Origin of the sequence: Epilithonimonas bovis DSM 19482, from assembly GCF_900108115.1 — a bacterium.
Taxonomy (GTDB): Bacteria; Bacteroidota; Bacteroidia; order Flavobacteriales; family Weeksellaceae; genus Epilithonimonas; species Epilithonimonas bovis.
In genome coordinates this window covers 76320-95593 of sequence record NZ_FTPU01000003.1, presented here as the reverse complement: position 1 = coordinate 95593, position 19274 = coordinate 76320, and the positions used below count along the sequence as shown (strand labels likewise).

General features: G+C 37.4%; 16 protein-coding genes. 4 read left to right on the top strand and 12 right to left on the bottom strand.

Features of this window, described 5'->3' with window-relative positions; translation table 11 throughout:
- Window positions 1-35 precede the first annotated feature (35 nt).
- From B0B05_RS02105 to B0B05_RS02095, 3 genes are all read left to right on the top strand, one after another.
- Window positions 36-2291: a TonB-dependent siderophore receptor gene (locus tag B0B05_RS02105; RefSeq protein ID WP_076781848.1), complete on the top strand. Its 2256-nt coding sequence runs from the start codon at window positions 36-38 to the stop codon at window positions 2289-2291.
- A gap of 85 nt (window positions 2292-2376) precedes the next feature.
- Window positions 2377-2892, top strand: a complete 516-nt coding sequence (locus B0B05_RS02100) for a hypothetical protein (RefSeq protein ID WP_076781847.1) — start codon at window positions 2377-2379, stop codon at window positions 2890-2892.
- Between the two features lies 1 nt (window position 2893).
- On the top strand, window positions 2894-3253 hold the full coding sequence (locus tag B0B05_RS02095) for a VOC family protein (RefSeq protein WP_076781846.1): 360 nt from the start codon (window positions 2894-2896) through the stop codon (window positions 3251-3253).
- Here the strand turns inward: B0B05_RS02095 and B0B05_RS02090 are convergent.
- The 12 genes from B0B05_RS02090 to B0B05_RS02030 all read right to left on the bottom strand — a co-directional run bounded on the left by B0B05_RS02090 (window position 3250) and on the right by B0B05_RS02030 (window position 18166).
- On the bottom strand, window positions 3250-4542 hold the full coding sequence (locus B0B05_RS02090; protein WP_084173856.1) for a TSUP family transporter: 1293 nt from the start codon (window positions 4540-4542) through the stop codon (window positions 3250-3252). The genes B0B05_RS02095 and B0B05_RS02090 overlap by 4 nt on opposite strands.
- A gap of 51 nt (window positions 4543-4593) precedes the next feature.
- On the bottom strand, window positions 4594-5832 hold the full coding sequence (locus B0B05_RS02080) for a sulfate adenylyltransferase subunit 1 (protein WP_076781845.1): 1239 nt from the start codon (window positions 5830-5832) through the stop codon (window positions 4594-4596).
- 143 nt (window positions 5833-5975) lie between these two features.
- Window positions 5976-6884 (bottom strand): sulfate adenylyltransferase subunit CysD, encoded by a 909-nt coding sequence (cysD, locus tag B0B05_RS02075; RefSeq protein WP_076781844.1) that lies wholly within the window; start codon window positions 6882-6884, stop codon window positions 5976-5978.
- 18 nt (window positions 6885-6902) lie between these two features.
- Window positions 6903-7616: a phosphoadenylyl-sulfate reductase gene (locus tag B0B05_RS02070; RefSeq protein ID WP_076781843.1), complete on the bottom strand. Its 714-nt coding sequence runs from the start codon at window positions 7614-7616 to the stop codon at window positions 6903-6905.
- Between the two features lie 71 nt (window positions 7617-7687).
- Window positions 7688-8728: an NAD(P)/FAD-dependent oxidoreductase gene (locus B0B05_RS02065; protein ID WP_076781842.1), complete on the bottom strand. Its 1041-nt coding sequence runs from the start codon at window positions 8726-8728 to the stop codon at window positions 7688-7690.
- A gap of 56 nt (window positions 8729-8784) precedes the next feature.
- Window positions 8785-9999: a type IX secretion system ring subunit PorN/GldN gene (gene porN, locus B0B05_RS02060; protein ID WP_076781841.1), complete on the bottom strand. Its 1215-nt coding sequence runs from the start codon at window positions 9997-9999 to the stop codon at window positions 8785-8787.
- A gap of 42 nt (window positions 10000-10041) precedes the next feature.
- The gene (gene porM / locus B0B05_RS02055) at window positions 10042-11610 is read right to left on the bottom strand and encodes a type IX secretion system motor protein PorM/GldM (RefSeq protein ID WP_076781840.1); all 1569 of its coding nucleotides are present in this window, start codon (window positions 11608-11610) and stop codon (window positions 10042-10044) included.
- Window positions 11611-11657: 47 nt separating this feature from the next.
- Window positions 11658-12338, bottom strand: coding sequence for a type IX secretion system motor protein PorL/GldL (porL, locus tag B0B05_RS02050; RefSeq protein ID WP_076781839.1), 681 nt, complete (start codon window positions 12336-12338; stop codon window positions 11658-11660).
- Window positions 12339-12382: 44 nt separating this feature from the next.
- Complete coding sequence (gene porK, locus B0B05_RS02045; protein ID WP_076781838.1) at window positions 12383-13804, bottom strand: T9SS ring complex lipoprotein PorK/GldK; 1422 nt, start codon at window positions 13802-13804, stop codon at window positions 12383-12385.
- Window positions 13805-13909: 105 nt separating this feature from the next.
- A complete protein-coding gene (glmS, locus tag B0B05_RS02040; RefSeq protein WP_076781837.1) occupies window positions 13910-15763 on the bottom strand; it encodes a glutamine--fructose-6-phosphate transaminase (isomerizing) in 1854 nt (617 codons plus the stop codon).
- 10 nt (window positions 15764-15773) lie between these two features.
- Window positions 15774-17318, bottom strand: a complete 1545-nt coding sequence (locus tag B0B05_RS02035) for a DUF4270 family protein (protein WP_245799169.1) — start codon at window positions 17316-17318, stop codon at window positions 15774-15776.
- A gap of 77 nt (window positions 17319-17395) precedes the next feature.
- Window positions 17396-18166, bottom strand: a complete 771-nt coding sequence (locus tag B0B05_RS02030; RefSeq protein ID WP_076781835.1) for a glycogen/starch synthase — start codon at window positions 18164-18166, stop codon at window positions 17396-17398.
- 239 nt (window positions 18167-18405) lie between these two features.
- Here B0B05_RS02030 and panC point away from each other — a divergent pair, with 239 nt between their 5' ends.
- Window positions 18406-19251 carry a pantoate--beta-alanine ligase gene (gene panC, locus B0B05_RS02025; protein WP_076781834.1) on the top strand — a complete coding sequence of 282 codons (846 nt, stop codon included), beginning with the start codon at window positions 18406-18408 and terminating at the stop codon, window positions 19249-19251.
- Window positions 19252-19274 lie beyond the last annotated feature (23 nt).

Sequence of the window (19274 nt, the reverse complement as noted above, 5' to 3'; positions counted from 1 at the left end):
TATTTGCATTGTTTTTAATCATTCTAAATAAAACTATGAAAAGAAAAGCCGTTGCACTAGGACTTATTTCCCTATCCACTTTTGGTTACGCTCAGGAAAAAAAAGCAGATTCTCTAGATGTGAGAACTATAGAGGATGTCAAACTTCATAAAGCAGGTAATCCAAACCGTGCAAAAATTTTCACTACAAAGTCTAATTTGGACGTAATGGAAAATCCTCAGGCTACTGCAATTGTCACACACGAAATCATAGAACAGCAACAAGCTCAGCAGCTTTCTGATGTGGTCAGAAATGTCAATGGAATGTATATTACTTCTGCAAGAGGTGGATCCCAAGACAGTTTTGGAGCTAGAGGTTACGCATTTGGTGCTGAAAATATCTACAAAAATGGCGCCCGAGTAAATAGTGGTATTTTTCCTGAAGTTTCCGGAATGGAACGTGTAGAAATACTAAAAGGCGGTGCAGCTATTCTCTACGGCAATGTAGCACCTGGAGGTATTATGAATATGATTACTAAAAAGCCAATTTTCAACCAAGGTGGAAGTGTTACTGTAAGTACAGGAAGCTGGGATAATTATAAAACGACTTTGGATTTCTATGATGCCTTGTCCAAAAGCTCTGCTTTCCGCGTGAATGGTGCTTTTGAAGACAAAGCGAGTTTCCGAGACAAGGTGACTTCTCAGAAATATTACTTTAATCCAAGTTTTCTTTTTAATATATCGGACAAAACGCAATTAATAGTTGAGGGCGATTATCTTAAAAATGATTTCACACCGGATTTTGGAGTTGGTACATTAGTTTTGGATACCAAGACTTCAAGATCGGTCATCAATGATTTGATTGACATCCGTAAAAATCCGGCTTCTGATTTTCAATATCAGGATACACAGATGGCGACGAGCACGGTTACTCTAAATCATGAGATCAACAATAACTGGAACTTGAATGTTGTTGGGTCTTATCAGAATTATACTAAAGATTTTTTTGGAAATGAGAGAATGCAGTGGTATCTGCAAAGCAATGGTTCCTATCTTTGGAACAGAAGCATGACAAGAACTTATAACGAACAGAATTACGGCTCTGTTCAGGTTAATCTGAATGGCGAATTCAGTACCGGAAAAGTAAAACATAAACTACTTTTTGGTGCCGATGCAGATTATCTTCAGTCGGACAATTATACTTATTATTTTCAAAAGCAAGATGGCAGTTGGGCTGAATCTTCTTTGGTTTACGGAACCAATGGAAATAATACCAATGGGAATATCAGCCTTACTGATGAAAATTCCTGGAGCAGCGGTTACAAACCAGACACTTCAAAAAAAGATCTGACAAGAACACCTACAAGACGAGTTGGCGTTTACATTCAGGATTTAATTTCTGTAACTGAAAAATTAAAAGTTCTGGCTGGTATCAGATGGTCTTATCTGGAAAATATGACACCGTTAAAAACAACCTATGCATTCGGTACAAAATCTTATAAAAAAGAAGACATTGCCGGAGACATGAGTAAAAATGCATTTTCTCCTCGATTAGGATTGGTCTATCAATGGACGGATAGCTTTATGACGTTTGCCAGCTATACCAATTCTTTCATTCCAAATACTGGAATTGACATTAATGATAAATCTTTGGATCCATCTATTGTAGATCAGTGGGAATTAGGATTCAAAAAAAATCTGTTTTCCAACACTTTAGCATTTAATGCTACTGCATATCAGATTGATAATAGCAACCTTGCACAAATGGCAGCATTCAATGCGTCGGGACAAGTAAATACCAATACCAATGTAAAAGAATTAACCGGTAAAACAAGAAGCCGAGGTGTAGAATTAGATATTACAGGTAATCCTTTATCCAATCTTTCAATTATCGCCGGATATTCTTATAATCATATGACTTATCTTGATACTCCGAATACGGACGGAAGTTTTATAGAAGGTGAAAGAATTGTACGAACACCACTTAACACTGCCAATGCATCAGTATTTTATACATTTGACAGATATGTAAAAGGATTGAAAATCGGAGCCACTGCATTCTACACCGGCAGCAGATATGGTGGTTGGAATAATTTAAAAGATGCAAACGGCAATCAGAAAACGGACAGAATGATTCCGCTGACAGATTTTACTCAGGTTGATTTCAGTATCGCTTATCAGTACAAAAAATTCCTTCTTCAGGGAAAATTAGGCAACGCATTCAATGTATTGAATTACACAGTACACGAGAATTATTCCGTGAACCCGATAATGCCAAGAAACGTTTATGTGACATTGACGTACAAACTGTAAAAAAATATCAAATCAAATTTCTAAAAATAAAAGTGGAGTCATACATTTGTCTCCACTTTTCATATTAATAAAAAACAATAATACAATGGATAAAATCAGGAATACAAAAACTTTTATGAGAATCACGCACCGTTATCTCGGTTATTTCCTCGCAGGGATTATGGCAGTCTATGCAATCAGCGGCGTACTTTTGGTTTACCGTGATACTGATTTTCTTAAAAAAGAGAAAAACTACGAAAAGACATTCGAGCCCAATCTGGATGAGAAAAAGCTGGGTAAAGAAATTAAAATCAAAGGTTTTGAGGTTGATAAAACCAAAGGCGATGTAATGTATTTCAAACAAGGGACTTATAATATAAAAACTGGTGAAGCAAAATATAAGAAAAAGGAATTGCCTTTTGTCCTGGATAAAATGACTAAGCTTCATAAATCTCAATCCAAAGACACGCTTTCTCCACTCAATACTTTTTTTGGAATATCATTATTTTTCTTTGTGCTATCAAGTTTTTGGATGTTTCCTCCGAAGTCGAAAATCTTCAAAAGAGGGATGATTTTCACGATTATTGGGATTGTGATTGCTTTGCTTTTGACGTTTATCTAATATGAAATTCAATTCTTTAAGACCGATTCTTTGGACCGACCAATTTGAAGAAACGATAGAATTCTATACAGACATTCTCGGTTTTGAACTTGGAGAAAAGAATGAAGATTGGGGTTGGGCTTCCGTTTCTCGAGATAATGTTGAACTAATGTTTGCAAAACCCAACCAACATACAGTTTTCATCAAACCTAATTTTACAGGAAGTTTTTACATCAATGTTCAGAATGTTGATGAAATTTGGGAAAGCTTAAAATCAGACGTTAAAATTTGCTACGAATTGGAAACTTTTGAATGGGGAATGCGCGAGTTCGCCATTTATGACAACAATGGTTTTATCTTACAGTTTGGGCAGGAAATTTAGATTAAATGAAATGTCTTCAAAAGAACATTCAAACTCCAAATAATTACCATCAGTCCAACTCCGATAAACATTGCTTTCAAAGGTAATTTACCGGCTAATTTCGCTGCAATTGGCGCTGCAAAAACACCTCCTAAAATCAAGGCTGCTATCAACTGCCAATGACTGATTCCGATAACCGAAAAGAATGTCAATGCACTTGCGAATGTTACGAAAAACTCGGTTAAGCTGACTGTTCCGATGATATAACGGGGTGTTTTTCCTTTTGAAATTAAAGTTGAAGTTACCAAAGGTCCCCAACCGCCACCGCCGAAAGAATCTAAGAAACCACCTGCTCCGGCTAACCAGCCTACTCTTTTCGTCTTCTTACGTTTTTTATTTTTCTTGAATGCATTAAAGAGAATCCTTACCCCAAGAATGAATGTATAAGTCGCCAAAATCGGTTTAATAATTCCTGCATATTTTTCTCCAAAATATGATAGCAACAAAGCTCCAACAACGGCTCCAATCACACCTGGAATTAATATATTCTTGAATAATTTTTTATTAATATTCCCGAATTTGTAATGACTGAAACCCGAAGCGCCACTCGAAAACATCTCAGCCGTATGAATACTACTACTGATTGCAGGTAATGGAATCCCAATATATAAAAGCGCGGCTGTACAAGTCACACCGTAACCCATTCCCAAAGCGCCATCAATCAATTGTGCTAGAAAACCGACCAAGAATAACCAGAAAAATCGTTCGTCCGTATTATGATTCAGATATTGATAAGCGACTTCTAAATCGTTGAATCCGATGTAAAAAGATAGAATATTTCCTATTAATAAAATTACAAAAGCAAAGAAAAAAATACTTGCTATTCTTCGCCATTTCTTTTCACCATTAATAAAGAAAAGATTTTTCCTGTCTTGATTATCATTATTCCCACGAAAGAAAAAATCATTATCAGAAGGAAGACTAGGCGCAAAATATAGATTCTTTCTTTCCTTAATTTTATTAATTATCAATTGGTCTTGGGCAGAATCCTCTGTCGCCACAATGAACAAATCCGCAATCTCCAAATAGGAATCATCAAAATCTTCATTGATAATTTTGACCGATGTATTTTCCAGTAACAGGTTTTTGATATCATCAGACAGTCTCTTTGCGAGAACGCTGATATTAGCATCCGGAATATTCTGCATAATATCATTAAGCTGTTCCGAAGCTAATTTTCCACCGCCGATAATCAAAATTTTGTTAGTCGATGCATTGATGAAAACCGGAAGTGAAATTTTTGATGTCAAATTTTTAATTTTTAAATAGACTTCGACAAGCTCAACCTGACAATGTTACAATTACTGAATCAATCCTGCACCAACTGTTACAAAACTTGTCTCATCAATAAAGATAATTCCGCCATTGGAAGCCAAATCTTTGTAAGAATCGTAAGCTAAAGGTTTTGCAGTTTTGAGTTTTAGTTTTACGATTTCGTTGAGTGAAACTTGCTCCACTTCTTGTTTTTCCAAAGTATTGACATCCAATTTATATTCGATGTCTTTTACGATTCCTTTGACTTGAGTTGTGTTATTTTGAATCAGATATTTTGAACCAGATTTCAAAGGTTTATCGCCCATCCAGCAAACGAGAACTTCCAGCTCCTGTTCAATTTTTGGCAGGTCATCAGATTTTACAATCAAATCTCCACGGCTGATATCTACATCATTTTCCAAATGCAAAACCACACTTTGAGGCGCAAATGCTTCTTCAACTTGTTTTTGAGCGACTTCTATTACAGAAATCTTACTTTCAGTTCCGGAAGGTAAAATCGTCACCGAATCTCCAACTTTATAAATTCCGCTGGTGATTTTTCCTGCATATCCACGATAATCGTGAAGTTCTTCTGTCTGAGGACGAATTACGTATTGAACAGGAAATCTGGCTTTATCGAGATTGATTGTATTTTCCAGCTCAACAGTTTCCAAATAATCGAGTAAAGTTTTCCCTTCGTACCAATTCAGGTTTTCGGATTGGTCAACGATATTGTCTCCATTTAAAGCTGAGATTGGAATATAAACGACATTATTCAAAGACAGCTGTTCTGCCATTTTGGAATAGTCGCTTTTGATATTATTGAAAATCTCTTCCGAATACCCAACTAAGTCCAACTTATTAATCGCCACAACAACATTCGGAATGTTAAGCAAAGATGCAATGATTGAATGTCTTTTGGTCTGTTCTATGATTCCGTTTCTGGCATCAATCAGAATAATGATTAAAGCAGCGTTACTGGCTCCGGTAATCATATTTCGGGTATATTGAACGTGACCCGGCGCATCTGCGATGATGAATTTACGTTTTGGTGTTGAGAAATATTTGTAAGCCACATCAATTGTAATTCCTTGTTCACGTTCGGCTCTCAAACCGTCTGTCAGTAATGCCAAATCAATAGTTCCGTCATTTTTGAATTTGCTGGCGCGTTCAACAGCTTCCAATTGGTCTATCAGAATGTTTTTGCTATCGTATAATAATCTGCCTATCAGTGTACTTTTTCCGTCATCTACACTTCCTGCAGTTATAAATCTTAATATGTCCATTATTGTAATGGTTAATTGTTAATGTTGATTGGTTATCATCTAACCATAGAATTGCTCAATAGCCCTGATGGTAGCGGCATCCTTTTGCTTTTTTTTCATATATGAAAAAGCAAAAGATATAGCGGACAGCAGGTTCTCGGCTCCTAAAAATATCCGGCTTTCTTTCTGTCTTCCATTGCGGCTTCCGAAGTTCTGTCGTCTATTCTGGTTTCGCCTCGTTCGCTGGTTTTTGTGGTGATAATTTCTGCAATCACTTGTTCCAGATTATCTGCCTCGGACAAAACTGCGGCGGTGCAAGTCATATCCCCAACCGTTCTGTAACGTACTTTTTCCGTGGTTACAATGTCGCCTTCCTCCAGATTCACAAACTCGTTCATTGCGATAAATTGATTATCGAGATTCAGAACTTCTCTCTCGTGAGAAAAATAGATTGAAGGCAGTTGAATATTTTCTTTCAAGATATAATTCCAAACATCCAACTCTGTCCAGTTACTAATTGGAAATGCTCTCACCTGTTCTCCTTTATGGATTTTCCCATTGTAAGTATTCCAAAGTTCGGGACGCTGAAGTTTCGGGTCCCATTGTCCAAAATCATCGCGAACAGAGAAAATTCTTTCTTTTGCTCTGGCTTTTTCCTCATCTCGTCTTCCGCCACCAATACAGCAATCGAATTCGAATTCTTCGACCGTGTCCAATAATGTGAAAGTCTGCAATGCATTTCTACTTGGCAATTTTCCTTTTGGTTCGGTCAGGCCTTTTTCTTTGATGGTATCTTCAACTTTTCTTACAATTAGTTTTTCTCCGATTTGTTCAGCCAACTGGTCACGAAATTCCAGAACTTCGGGAAAATTATGGCCAGTGTCGATATGAACTAACGGAAACGGAAATTTACCCGGACGAAAAGCTTTGAGTGCCAAATGCACCAGTGTAATGCTGTCTTTTCCACCACTAAAAAGCAAAGCCGGCCGCTCAAACTGACCCGCAACTTCCCTGAAAATATGAATGGCTTCGGATTCTAACTGCTCCAGATAATCCAAATGATATTTTGACATTTTAATCTTAATTAATTGTTATTTATGTACGTGAAGCCCGCATTCTTTTTTACTGGCATCTTCCCACCACCAGCGGCCTGCACGAAAATCCTCACCCGGTTGCACAGCCCGTGTACAAGGTGCACAACCAATACTGACGAAACCTCTATCGTGCAAAATATTGTAAGGAATATTATTTTTTCTGATGTAATCTCTCACCTGCTCGGTCGTCCAGAAAAGGATTGGATGGTATTTGATAATTTGGTTGGATTCATCCCATTCCAACTGAGTAAGGTTTTCCCTTGCCACAGAATGTTCCGCACGCAAACCTGTAATCCAAATCTTATTACCCTTCAGCGCTCTTTTCAATGGATGTACCTTCCTAATATCACAACAAGTTTTTCTGTTTTCGACGGATGTATAAAAGGAATCCGGCCCTTTTTCCTGAATGAATGGTTCCAATTCCGCAGGGTCTGGGTAATAGGCCCTGATAGGGAGTTTATACTTGGATTTCGTCAAATTCCAGGTGTTGTAGGTATCTTCGAACAAACGGCCTGTATCTAAGGTAAAGATTTTGATCCCAGAATTTTTTACATAATCAGTAATCACCTGATCTTCGAAACTGAAACTTGTTGAGAAGCAAACTTCATCGGGAAAAGTCTGTATAAGAATCTCCAGAACTTCCTCGATAGATTTGTTTTCTATATGATTGCTCTGTAGTTTTTGAAATGTTTCTTTTAATTTGTTCTCCATCACTCAATGTAATCCAAGACAAATTTAGCGATTCATTGATATCTGACCAAATTAGTATAATTTAAATTTAACTAATTATCATTATAAAATCTTTTGACATCAATTTCCGGATCGAGTTCTCCATCTTTTTCTAAATAATCGAAGAGCACTTTGGAAAAATAACTACCGTTATAAACGCCTCTGGCACCCAATCCATTGAAAATAAATAAATTTTTATATTGCCTGTGACTGCCAAGAATTGGCCTTCTGTCGGCTACCGTAGCTCGGAAAGCAGTTTTCACCTCCTGCAATACAAAATGACCCTTATAAATCTCCTGAAGACCGGAACGGAGCTCATCTACAGAATCGCTGTTAATATCGGAAGATTTATCGAAACGGTCATAGGTGCCACCATAATAGTAATCAGTGCCTGCGAGATCAAAAAGAAAATGTTTTTTCTTAATCGTAAACGGATCTACTTCCCCGGCCAGTTTTATTCGTAAACAATGCCCCTTGTTGGGCTGAACGGGAATTGTATTAAAAAACGGATTGTCATTGGAAGCGATACCTTCACAAAAAATAATCTTTGAAAAAAATAAATTTTTATATTGGTTATTTATCAGATCAATACTCTGATAGTCCAATTTTTCTTCAACCATATAATGATGCTCACGAAGGTAGTTAAGCATATCTGTAAAAAAACGGCCAACATTTATCCGGCAAGAATGATTCACCAATCCAGCACCATTAGCATTCTCAACACATCCCAGTTTAATAAAATCAGGATTTAAATAATCCTTCAGATCTTCATTTTGTGATCGCTTGAGCCACTGTTTCTTTTCTTCATCATTATGAAAAATCCTGACAACATTCTCTCTGACTAAATAATTTGTACCTGTATAGCTTTGGATCTCCGAAAAAACCTCATGAAGATAGGTGACCTGCTCTTTAGACTTCCAAAAGGTGTTAAACCTCTTTAGAATCACCGGATTACACACACCTGCAGAAATTTGAGATGCTGATTCGATGCCATCGTAAAAAATCTTAAATGTTTTATTTTCTTTAATTAGCTGATGCGCCATAAAAACGCCAGCATAGCCAGCGCCTGCGATAATATACTCTACTGTTTCCATAAACAAAAAACCTGAGTAAAGATACTCAGGTTTTTTTATTTGGGCTATGAGAAATATTAGTAATTCCACATATCATTTTCCATTTGTAGAATTTGTGCCTTGATTCTGTCACTTTCTTCTAATTGTCCTTCTGCATCATTAGGGATATATTCATCGATAACGCCGCTTCCACCTCTTCCCATTCCGTTATCGGTTTTGTAGATAACAGAAGAAAATCTACGGGCATTAAGGACATCATCAAAAGTAATATCAGAGGTTGAATTCTTAGCATTAAAGATATAATTACTTGATAAAACCTGTCTTGCATCTGGATAATAGATCCAGAAAAGATCGATAAGATCACTACTCTGATTCATAGACGCAGGATCTACCGGCTGTCCTGATTCTGCCAGAGCCTGCATCTGAGATGCCTTAAGCGCTGCAGCGTTAGGATCTTCACCCATAGCGGCAATTCCTAGCAATCTGTAACGCAATTGAGCATCTCTTTTATCTATATACCACATTCCCATTAATTTGATTGCTTTTACCTTTTCAGAATTAGTAACAATCTTATCTACGTTAACAGCGATATCATTTTGGTTGATTTTGTACCAAACACCATCCAGTTTCACAAGAACTGCCCCCGGATCAACCGATGGTGCAGCACTTTTATTAACTGTTTTTTTGTTTTTACCTTTTCCGGTTGTTACAGTTTCTTCACCACCTGATGGTGCTCCTGACCCACTATAACCCATAACATCTTCCAGACGGGAACCATACTTCGCAAAAAGTGAATTAACTGGCTCATTACCTGTCCCTTTTAGACTTTTGAAATAAGGCAAAAGTTTATTAGCCTGAGCATCTTCCAGTCTGTTTTGGTTCAGAACTTCGGAAAAATAATCAGAAACCTGCACAGACGAAGTCGATGCGGAAATACCTTCCGGGGTAAGTCTGGTTGTGAAATCATCCCCAGAGTAAACTTCTGAAATCTTACCTGTATTTACGGCATCCAAAAGTACTTGGTAAAGGGATTTGTTCTGAGCAACAAGACCATCATTGTTATGATAAAAAGGCTGATTGATCTTATCATTCATATCAATAATCTCCCACACAACCATACTTCTTAGTATGTCTTTATCCTCGATAAATCCATATTTAAGAGGTGAAATACTGTCTTTTTTAACCTCTCTCTCTTCTCTGTAAGTCTGCGGCGACTTAGAATTGAGAATGCTGTTTTGAGCAAAAGTTAATGTTGAAGAAAGACAAATTAAGGTATATAAAATCTTTTTCATATTATCTGTAGAATGTAAATCAATCTAAATATTTAAACGTAATTAAAGCACATTTATTACAACATTGCCAATATTAGGAAGTACCACACCGCTTAAACCACTAGCAGAAGCCTGGATATCAAACACTGTGACAACATCACCACTTCTAAGACCTTTGATCAAAGATTCAGCCGGTCTCAAAGAGTTACCGTTAACCGATAAAACAGCCTTACCAGGAACTTTGACTTTGAAGCTTACCACATTGAAGCTTACAGGGAAATCAAAATCCTTAAGTGTTGCAGTTACCGTTTGGTTTGCAATAGAAGACAATGGCATTGGTACATAACTGGATCCTCTAATCTCACCTTTTGGTGGAGGAATATTTTTAATTCTAAAATCAAACGCCTGAGAAATTACTTTTCCACTTGGTGATTTTCCTGAGATTGTTAATTTCACAGTGCTTCCACCACCCGGCGTTACCATCCACTTACCTTTGCTACCACTTACAGATCCACTGGAAGCAGATAGTGTAGTCGCAGCCAAATCGGCACCAAGAATAGATCCTGAAATTGGATTCGCCAAGCCACGGTATAAAACGTTCATTTTATCAGCTGATAACAATGCACCACTTTGTTCTTTAAGCGCCTCAGCCCCTGACACAACTGTCAACGTATGTGCATAAGGCAATTTTACAACTTTGCCGTTTTTATCAGTGAATGAAATCTCACCACCAAATTTCTGCTCGCCTGGAGTACTTGTATTAGGTGTAATAATCCCCTGTCCGTTAACAACGTTAGCACCAGTAATGCTAAGCCCCGGGACCGAGCTTGCAAAAGTACCGATAGCAACTTTGATCTGTGCAGGCTCACCTTTCATTACTGAACTTGGACCTGAAACCAAAGCTTCGTAAGCATCAAATTTGATATCTGCATCTACTTTCTCCTGAAGCATAGAAGTTATAGCATCTGACTGTAAATTTCTGGCTTCTGACTGGATTACCTCCAAATTAGATAGTGCAGCAACCAACGGCTGGTTATAAAATTTATACTGAACCCAACCTTTAGAAGCTCTTTTGTCACCTTTTGGAAAATTAGACAAAAGTGTTTTTTGCGCTCTTGTAGCTACATCCTTCAACTGCGGATTAGAGCCAAAAGAAGAAACAATGAAGGTTCTTAATGCATCAATCTTTGCCTGTAGATCTGTTGCAGTTTTAGATGGATTCTTCTCATCACCATCATTGAAAAAGTTAGAAGTTGCAGGCTCTGTATTGTTAAGAGCTGTAAAACTCTCTTCCACAGGCAAGCTGGAATTATATTCCGCTTCTGTACTCATTTTGGTTTTGATATCCTCTATATAATTAACCAAATCATTGGTTTTACCTTCCAGATTTCTGTATTGGTCCAAAAGTGGCCCATAAGTTTCCGGAGAAGAAGCAGCTTTAGCTTCTAATGTCTTTTTGAAGATCTTATCGTTTTTATCCTGAACTGTAAGTCTTGTATCAGTCAAAGACTGATTGGTATCTTTATATGATCTGATGATTTCCTGGTCGATTTGCATTGCTAACATCGCAATGAAAACCAGATACATCAGGTTGATCATCTTCTGACGTGGTGTCTGTTTTCCTCCTGCCATTTTAATAAAATAAATTTAAATTATACAATAAATTAAAATGATAGTGATTAAGACTTCATTGCACTAAGCATACCACCATAAACTCTGTTTAGATTGTTAAGATTAGATGTTAAACCTTGCAATTCTTCATTAAATTTTTCTGACTGAGCTGCAGACTTCTGAATATCTTCAACATATTTTTTGCTGAATTCAGATTGTTTCTGACCATGCTCCAACTGCAATGCATAAAGTGCATTCATACTTTCTAAATGCGATGCAGCGAGATTCATCTGCTCATTATATTTATGTGTGGAAGCGGAAACATCCACAGTTTGGTTGATTTGATCTACAGAAGCAGAAAACTTATCAATCCCACCTCTTAATCTTTCAAAAAGGCTAACGTCTAATTTGGCATCCGCCAACATTTTATCTAATTTATCAGAAAGGGATAATTCAAGTTCTTTGTTTTCTACCACTTTGTTAACCACTTTTCTTGGCTGTCTTTCAGCAGTCTCGTCCAATAATTCCGGATAAACATTTTCCCATGCATAATGCTCCTCACTTGCGGGTGGATCGAATGCAAAAAATAAGAAAATTAAGGCTTCAGTAATCAAACCAGCCGCCAATGCTACGTTACCGGTGATAGGTCCAACATGCCAGTGTGTCATTTTAAATAAAGCTCCCAAGATTACAATAGCAGCACCAAACGAATAGATAAAATTTGTGATCGATTCTTTATTTTTAAACATTTTTTTGAATTTTAGTTAGTAATAGTTAGGTAATTTTAAATAAGTTATTTAGTTTTTCTGGCAAATTTCCCCGCACCAGCCGGTATATCCTGGATGGTTCTGAATCCGATATAACTTCTGGCCGAATCTTTTCTCTCCCAGTCTCTGTATCCGGTCATCAATAGATAACCAACATCTTTCCAGGATCCGCCACGAACCGTTTTCTTAACCTCACGGTAAGCCTGATTTGACAGATAAGGGTTTAGAGTTGATGAGAACTCGTACGTGGAGTTATTGTAAGGAGATTCTGTCCATTCTGCAACGTTTCCGGCCATATCATATAAGCCATAACCGTTTTTAGGGAATTTTTTAACAGGTGCTGTATAAGTGTAGTTCCCTTTTTTCTCATCTTCAATATATGTTCCTCTTTTCGGCTTGAAGTTTGCCAGATAACATCCTCTGTCATCCAGCAAATAAGGACCACCCCAAGGATAAGTTGCATTCTGGATACCTCCTTTTGCCGCATATTCCCACTCTGCTTCTGTAGGAAGACGGAATCTCATGGCTTTTTGTTTTTTCTTCTTAAGACTGTTATTATAGTCGGTCTTCATTTTAGTTTTGAAATCACAAAAAGCTCTTGCCTGATCCCAGGTAACTCCAACTACAGGATATTCCTTATAGGCGTTGTGCCAGAAATACTGATCAAAAAGTGGCTCGTTATAAGCGTAATTAAAGTCTTTAATCCATACTGTAGTATCGGGATATACAGCAATACTTTCTTTCTTCAGATAATTAGCTCCTCTGTTTTTATCTTTAACCGCCGAGAGAACATCTTCCCACTGGTAATTATATTTAATTTTTGACCAGTCAATGATTCTTTCGTTATTAATTCTTTTATCAGCCGGCAAATACATCGACTCAAGAACTTCTGCATATTTTTCATCAGGATAGGCAGATGTATTGTAGTGGATTGGCACTTTCCAGTCTAGTTTTTTTGACTCGTCATAACCATCTCTACCTCCCTGAGATTCGAGAAATTTCTGGTAAGGCGTTGCTTCTTCGCCTGTTTTCTTAGATGCGTAAGTATAATCACCTATAGATCCGCCATTACCGCCTTCTTCACCACCGCCTTCTCCGGCAGCTTCTGCCAAAAGACCTCTGGCTATAGAATCTCTTACAGCATTAATGAATAGCCTGTACTCAGCATTAGTGATCTCAGTTTCATCCATGAAGAAGGAAGATACTGTAACTGTTTTTGGCATAGCTTTTTCCGGAGTGCTTGCAAAATCCTGGTCTGCCATCCCCATTACAAAAGATCCTCCGGGTATTGGAACCATTCCGTAAGGTCTTTCTGCAACAAATGATTTCGCAGATCCACGTGGTATAAGTTCCCCTTTAAGACCAGGCTTACCGGAACTACCTTTGCTACCCTTAGAACAAGAAATAACAACTGACGCCGATAAAAATATAAGTAATATCCTTTTCATCTATTTAAAGAAATTAAGCGGTAAATATATAATTTTTTTTATGACTAATTATCAATTTTTAATGTAAAACGTAATTTGTTAAAGAATATTTCATAGTATCAGAAATTATTCTACAGTTACGGATTTTGCAAGGTTTCTTGGCTGATCTACGTTAGCTCCACGGTCAACTGCAATGTAATAGGCCAATAGCTGCAACGGTATAGATGCCAAAATTGGAGAAAAACACTCAGCCGTTTCTGGGATTTCTATAATATAATCTGCCATAGCGGCCACCTGCGTATCGCCTTTGTTAACGATAGCTATTACTTTTCCTTTTCTGGCTTTGATTTCCTGAACGTTGCTTACAATTTTATCATAATGCCCAATTTTAGGCGCAATGATAACGATTGGCATATTTTCATCAATTAAAGCAATAGGGCCATGCTTCATCTCTGCAGCCGGATAACCTTCTGCATGGATATAAGAAATTTCTTTTAATTTTAAAGCTCCTTCTAATGCCGCAGGGAAATTGTAGCCTCTTCCCAGGTAAAGAAAGTTATTGGCGTCTACAAATTTTGCTGCGATCTCTTTTACCGTTTTATCTACAGAATTAAGAACTTCTTCTACTTTTTTTGGAATAGCATCCAGCTCTGTAATAAGGCGCATAAATTCTGCTTTGCCTAAGTTACCGTTGTGATGACCAATTTTGATAGCAATCAAAGAGAGTATAGTTAACTGTGCAGTAAATGCCTTTGTTGATGCTACACCAATTTCGGGGCCCGCATGCGTGTAGGAACCCGCATCAGTAAATCTTGCAATTGAGGAGTCAACTACGTTGCAGATACCATATACAAATGCCCCTTTTTCTTTAGCCAGCTTGATGGCAGCCATCGTATCAGCAGTTTCACCAGATTGGGAAATTGCAATTACAATATCTTTGGAACTTACTATAGGGTTTCTGTATCTAAATTCTGATGCATATTCTACCTCCACTGGAATGCGTGCAAATTCTTCAATCAAATATTCTCCGATAAGACCGGCATGCCAGGAAGTTCCACAGGCTATAATGATAATTCTTTCTGCATTGGTTAACCGCTCAAGATGGTCCCAGATTCCGGCCATTTTTATAATACCTTCATCCACAAGTAATCTTCCACGCATGGTGTCAAGAATAGATTTGGGCTGCTCAAAAATTTCTTTGAGCATAAAATGTTCAAATCCGCCCTTTTCAATCTGTTCAAGATTAAATCTCAGTTCCTGAACAACAGGCTCTATCCTTGTATTTTCTTTGATCGTTCTGATATCGATGCCATCAGTCAAAGATATGGTAGCCATGTGCCCTTCCTCCAGATAAACCGCTTCCTTGGTAAATTCTACAAATGGTGAAGCGTCAGAGGCTACAAAATATTCATTATCTCCAATGCCAATAGCTAAAGGTGAACCTAATCTCGCAACAATAATCTGCCCGGGAAAATCTTCGTGAAGAACAGAAACGGCGTAAGCACCGTACACTTCATTCAAGGCAAACCTTACAGCATCCGCAAAAGTTAAAGATGGTTCTTTATCCATAAAATACTGGATTAGGTTTACCAATACCTCTGTATCTGTCTCGGACTTAAAGCTGTAATCTTTATTAATCAACATTGTTTTGATGGTGTCATAATTTTCTATGATACCATTATGTACAATTGCAATTTTTCCGTTATTAGAAACATGAGGGTGAGAATTATTATCACTTGGGACGCCGTGGGTTGCCCATCTTGTATGGCCCATCCCCAGCCTGGATGTATTATGTAGTTCCTTGGAGATTGCAACCAGATTATCTACTTTGCCCTTGGTTTTTTTTATCTCAAATTCGCCGTCTGCTTTTTCCAGAATCACACCGGCACTGTCGTAACCTCTGTACTCTAAGCGGCGAAGACCATTGATTACAACATCATATGCATCACGAAAACCTGTATATCCAACAATTCCACACATACCTAGTTATTTATTTTTTTTTTGTATATATTAATAATAATTGAGCACCCTTGTAGGTTTTGACATCTACTTCTTCACCAAATTTACTGGTGTCGGTCATTCCCTGTAAGACAACTCTGTAAGGATTATAAGCTCTGGTATTGTATTTTTGGCCTAACAATGCACCTGTACTGCTGCTTCTAAGATATGAGCCTACATTAATAATCAAATCATGAGAAGCATAATTATGCTCAACTATATTTTTTATCGTTGCCGTAACACCTACGTCGTAAGTAGCATCTACAGTTGAGAGATTGGCCGTTTTGATCAGGCTGTATCCTGCAGAAGCCAGTGTCGTCATATCCGGAAGAAATCTTACTGTATCTTTTATACTTTCCTGAACGAGTAAACTGGATGGTTTCTGGTATTTGTTATCCCAGGAAGCATCATTATAAAGGCGAATCTTGGCAGAAACAATAGCAATCTTATCATTCTTATATAACGTTCTTAGTGCATCAATAGTACTCGCTGGGATTTTTATACCGATACCACTGCCTCCCATACCTTGCAGATATAGTTTATTGGCATAATTATTAGGAGTAACCGGATTATTAATATTATTGATATTAACCGCACTGTTCATCGCAGAAGTATATGCTCCGGGACGGCTGTAACTAATCTGGCTAAGATGTACATTAGAAGAACCAAGACTAAGATCTGTGGTTTGGCTGGTTCTGGTCACAGTACCATCGGTAGCTGTTACATCATTTTTATAATAGATTGTAAGTGCAGCATTGTTAGGTGCCATAGAAAATAGGTAACCGTCGTTTTCTTCCACAGAAATACTGATTCCTCTAAAATACCTGATGAATGATGCAGCATCCTTAAGAACCTGATTGCCTTGTTTGGCAATAATTTTATTTTGGAAAAAGTCTTTATCCAGGTTGATCCTCAACGAAGTAGAAATCTCCGGAATCAGGTCGCTGTTATCGGAATCTTTGGTGATTTTTACTGAATTGACAGTTCCGTTAAACGCTTTGCTGCCTAAAAGTGTACCTTCGGCTACAGCTTTGTTGGAGAAAAGTGAATCTGATACACCTCCCAAAAAGTCTGTTACCTCCTTTACCTTAATAGTAAGTGGCGCTTTTTGTCCGCCTATTTTAGCTTTCCCATATTTGCTTACCGGATAAGTGGTAACTACTTTTTTAGCAGCCACATTACCATCCGGATAGATATAATCCTCATTTGTACTAGTGGTGACAGAATCTGTTGCCGATTCATATTTTGGTTTAAGCGTAAGTACTACAGAATCTACCACAGCATTTTTACCAAAATCCGGGTCATATTTATTTAATCGAAGCTGAGTAATATAAGAAACTTTTTGCCCGCCAAAAACCGGCTCACTGAAAGCACCAATCCTGACACTGTCCAGCTTAGAACCGTCTGCGCGAATGACATCATTATTATCCACATTATAAGCGATAAGGCTAAAGGCTTTATCATAGCCATCAGCACCATTTGCTCCCACCAACTGAGAACCCAAATCGTCTAACTCCCCCTCACAAGAATTTAACATAATTATTCCCATTAATAATAATGGGAGCAATTTTATTAATTGTTTAAATTTTATCATTATTTTTTGAAACAGATTTGTTAATATACTTTTGCAATAGAATCTGCATTTAGATAGTCTGATTTCTCAACCTCTGCATTGCTGTATGCTTCCTCTAATTTATCATCTAAGAATTCGTTACCTTTTACGATCATATCTACATAACGCATACTTTCGTTCACAAAACTTAAAAAACTTGGTTTATCTAACGATGCCATGTCAGAAATATTATCAAAGGCCAATATTTCTTTGGTATTTTCTTTCAAGGCAGTGTCGTCTTCATTATAAACAGAAAGCACAAGTTTGGTATCTTTAAAATAAGTATCGTCTTTGTAATACGTCTTAAGATAAATAGGGATAAGAGAAGCCATCCACCCGTTGAGATGAATAACATCCGGCACCCAGTTTAACTTTTTAATAGTTTCTATAACACCTCTGGCGAAGAACACAGCTCGTTCATTATTATCTTCGAAAGGAGCACCTTCGTCATCAAAATAATATTGTTTTCTTTTAAAATACTCCTCGTTATCGATAAAGTATACCTGAAGCCGTTCGCCAGGCAAAGAAGCCACTTTTATAATTAATGGTTGGTCTAAGTCATTGATAATGATGTTCATCCCAGATAACCTGATAACCTCATGCAGCTGGAATTTTCTCTCACTGATTTGACCAAATCTAGGCATAAAAACCCTGACATCGTTACCCTCGCCATGCATCTTGAGCGCCATTTTGTGAACCAGACTCCCCATATTTGTATCCTCCTGATAAGGGTACATCTCTGTTGTAACGTATAAAATCTTTTGATTAGCCATAAAATTTTCTTTAACAGAAGTATAAAAACTTCATTTTGCAAAATTACAAAAAATTAAATCAAAACATTTATTTTAGTTAACATTAATACTCTTTAACAAAATATAACCATCAATATAATTAAGTCAACCCGGCTCTGGTTTTTCTATTTAAAATTAATTTTAAAAAAATTCCTCCAAATAAGAAAACAGCAAAAAACTAAAACAACTACCTTTGACATTCAAAAAAAATCAACAATCTAATGCAAGTTTTTTACGACAGAGCGTCTTTTTCCCAGTATATCAACCATCTGAAAGAGAATCACAAAACAATAGGCTTTGCGCCAACCATGGGTGCTTTGCATAACGGCCACCTTTCTTTGTACCAGGTAGCCAGACAACAGAACAACATTGTTATATCGTCAATATTTGTTAATCCTACCCAGTTCAACAATCCCGAAGATCTGGAAAAATACCCGAGAACTATAGATGCTGATATTAAAATCCTGGATTCATCTACATTTGTAGACGCTGTTTACATCCCAAGAGTTGAAGACATCTATCCCAACGGTATGGTAAGTAAGCATTATAACTTTGGAGGAATAGAAAACGAAATGGAGGGCGCTGCAAGACCCGGCCATTTTGACGGAGTTGGAACGGTTGTAGAGGCGCTTTTCCTACAGGTGAGACCAGACAACGCTTATTTTGGTGAAAAAGATTTTCAGCAATTGAAAATTATTGAAAAACTGGTTATGCTTTCCGGATTGGACATCAAGATCCATGGTGTTAAGATCCACCGGCAGGATAACGGCCTTGCGATGAGCTCTAGAAATATGAGGCTCTCTGCTGATGAAAGAGAAGCTTCTACTATTATATACAAAACATTAAAAAATGTTAACGACTGGTTCCGGGTCTTATCTATCCCTGAAATCAAAAAAAGAGTTGAAGATATTTTCAGCAACAATGGTATGCAACTGGAGTATTTCCTGATTGCTGATGAAGACACTCTTAAAGAGGTGAACTTTTTCTCAGAAGATAAAAATTACCGCGCCTTTATCGTAGTACATGTAGGAAGTGTAAGATTAATAGACAATATGCATCTAGGATAAAAAAGAAGCTTCTTTTACAAGAA

What these genes read in the sequence shown, in the direction of transcription:
- B0B05_RS02105 (WP_076781848.1), top strand. Translation starts at nt 36, where the DNA reads ATGAAAAGAAAAGCCGTTGCACTAGGACTTATTTCCCTATCCACTTTT.
- B0B05_RS02100 (WP_076781847.1), top strand. Translation starts at nt 2,377, where the DNA reads ATGGATAAAATCAGGAATACAAAAACTTTTATGAGAATCACGCACCGT.
- B0B05_RS02095 (WP_076781846.1), top strand. Translation starts at nt 2,894, where the DNA reads ATGAAATTCAATTCTTTAAGACCGATTCTTTGGACCGACCAATTTGAA.
- B0B05_RS02080 (WP_076781845.1), bottom strand. Translation starts at nt 5,832, where the DNA reads ATGGACATATTAAGATTTATAACTGCAGGAAGTGTAGATGACGGAAAA.
- cysD (WP_076781844.1), bottom strand. Translation starts at nt 6,884, where the DNA reads ATGTCAAAATATCATTTGGATTATCTGGAGCAGTTAGAATCCGAAGCC.
- B0B05_RS02070 (WP_076781843.1), bottom strand. Translation starts at nt 7,616, where the DNA reads ATGGAGAACAAATTAAAAGAAACATTTCAAAAACTACAGAGCAATCAT.
- B0B05_RS02065 (WP_076781842.1), bottom strand. Translation starts at nt 8,728, where the DNA reads ATGGAAACAGTAGAGTATATTATCGCAGGCGCTGGCTATGCTGGCGTT.
- porN (WP_076781841.1), bottom strand. Translation starts at nt 9,999, where the DNA reads ATGAAAAAGATTTTATATACCTTAATTTGTCTTTCTTCAACATTAACT.
- porM (WP_076781840.1), bottom strand. Translation starts at nt 11,610, where the DNA reads ATGGCAGGAGGAAAACAGACACCACGTCAGAAGATGATCAACCTGATG.
- porL (WP_076781839.1), bottom strand. Translation starts at nt 12,338, where the DNA reads ATGTTTAAAAATAAAGAATCGATCACAAATTTTATCTATTCGTTTGGT.
- porK (WP_076781838.1), bottom strand. Translation starts at nt 13,804, where the DNA reads ATGAAAAGGATATTACTTATATTTTTATCGGCGTCAGTTGTTATTTCT.
- glmS (WP_076781837.1), bottom strand. Translation starts at nt 15,763, where the DNA reads ATGTGTGGAATTGTTGGATATACAGGTTTTCGTGATGCATATGATGTT.
- B0B05_RS02035 (WP_245799169.1), bottom strand. Translation starts at nt 17,318, where the DNA reads ATGTTAAATTCTTGTGAGGGGGAGTTAGACGATTTGGGTTCTCAGTTG.
- B0B05_RS02030 (WP_076781835.1), bottom strand. Translation starts at nt 18,166, where the DNA reads ATGGCTAATCAAAAGATTTTATACGTTACAACAGAGATGTACCCTTAT.
- panC (WP_076781834.1), top strand. Translation starts at nt 18,406, where the DNA reads ATGCAAGTTTTTTACGACAGAGCGTCTTTTTCCCAGTATATCAACCAT.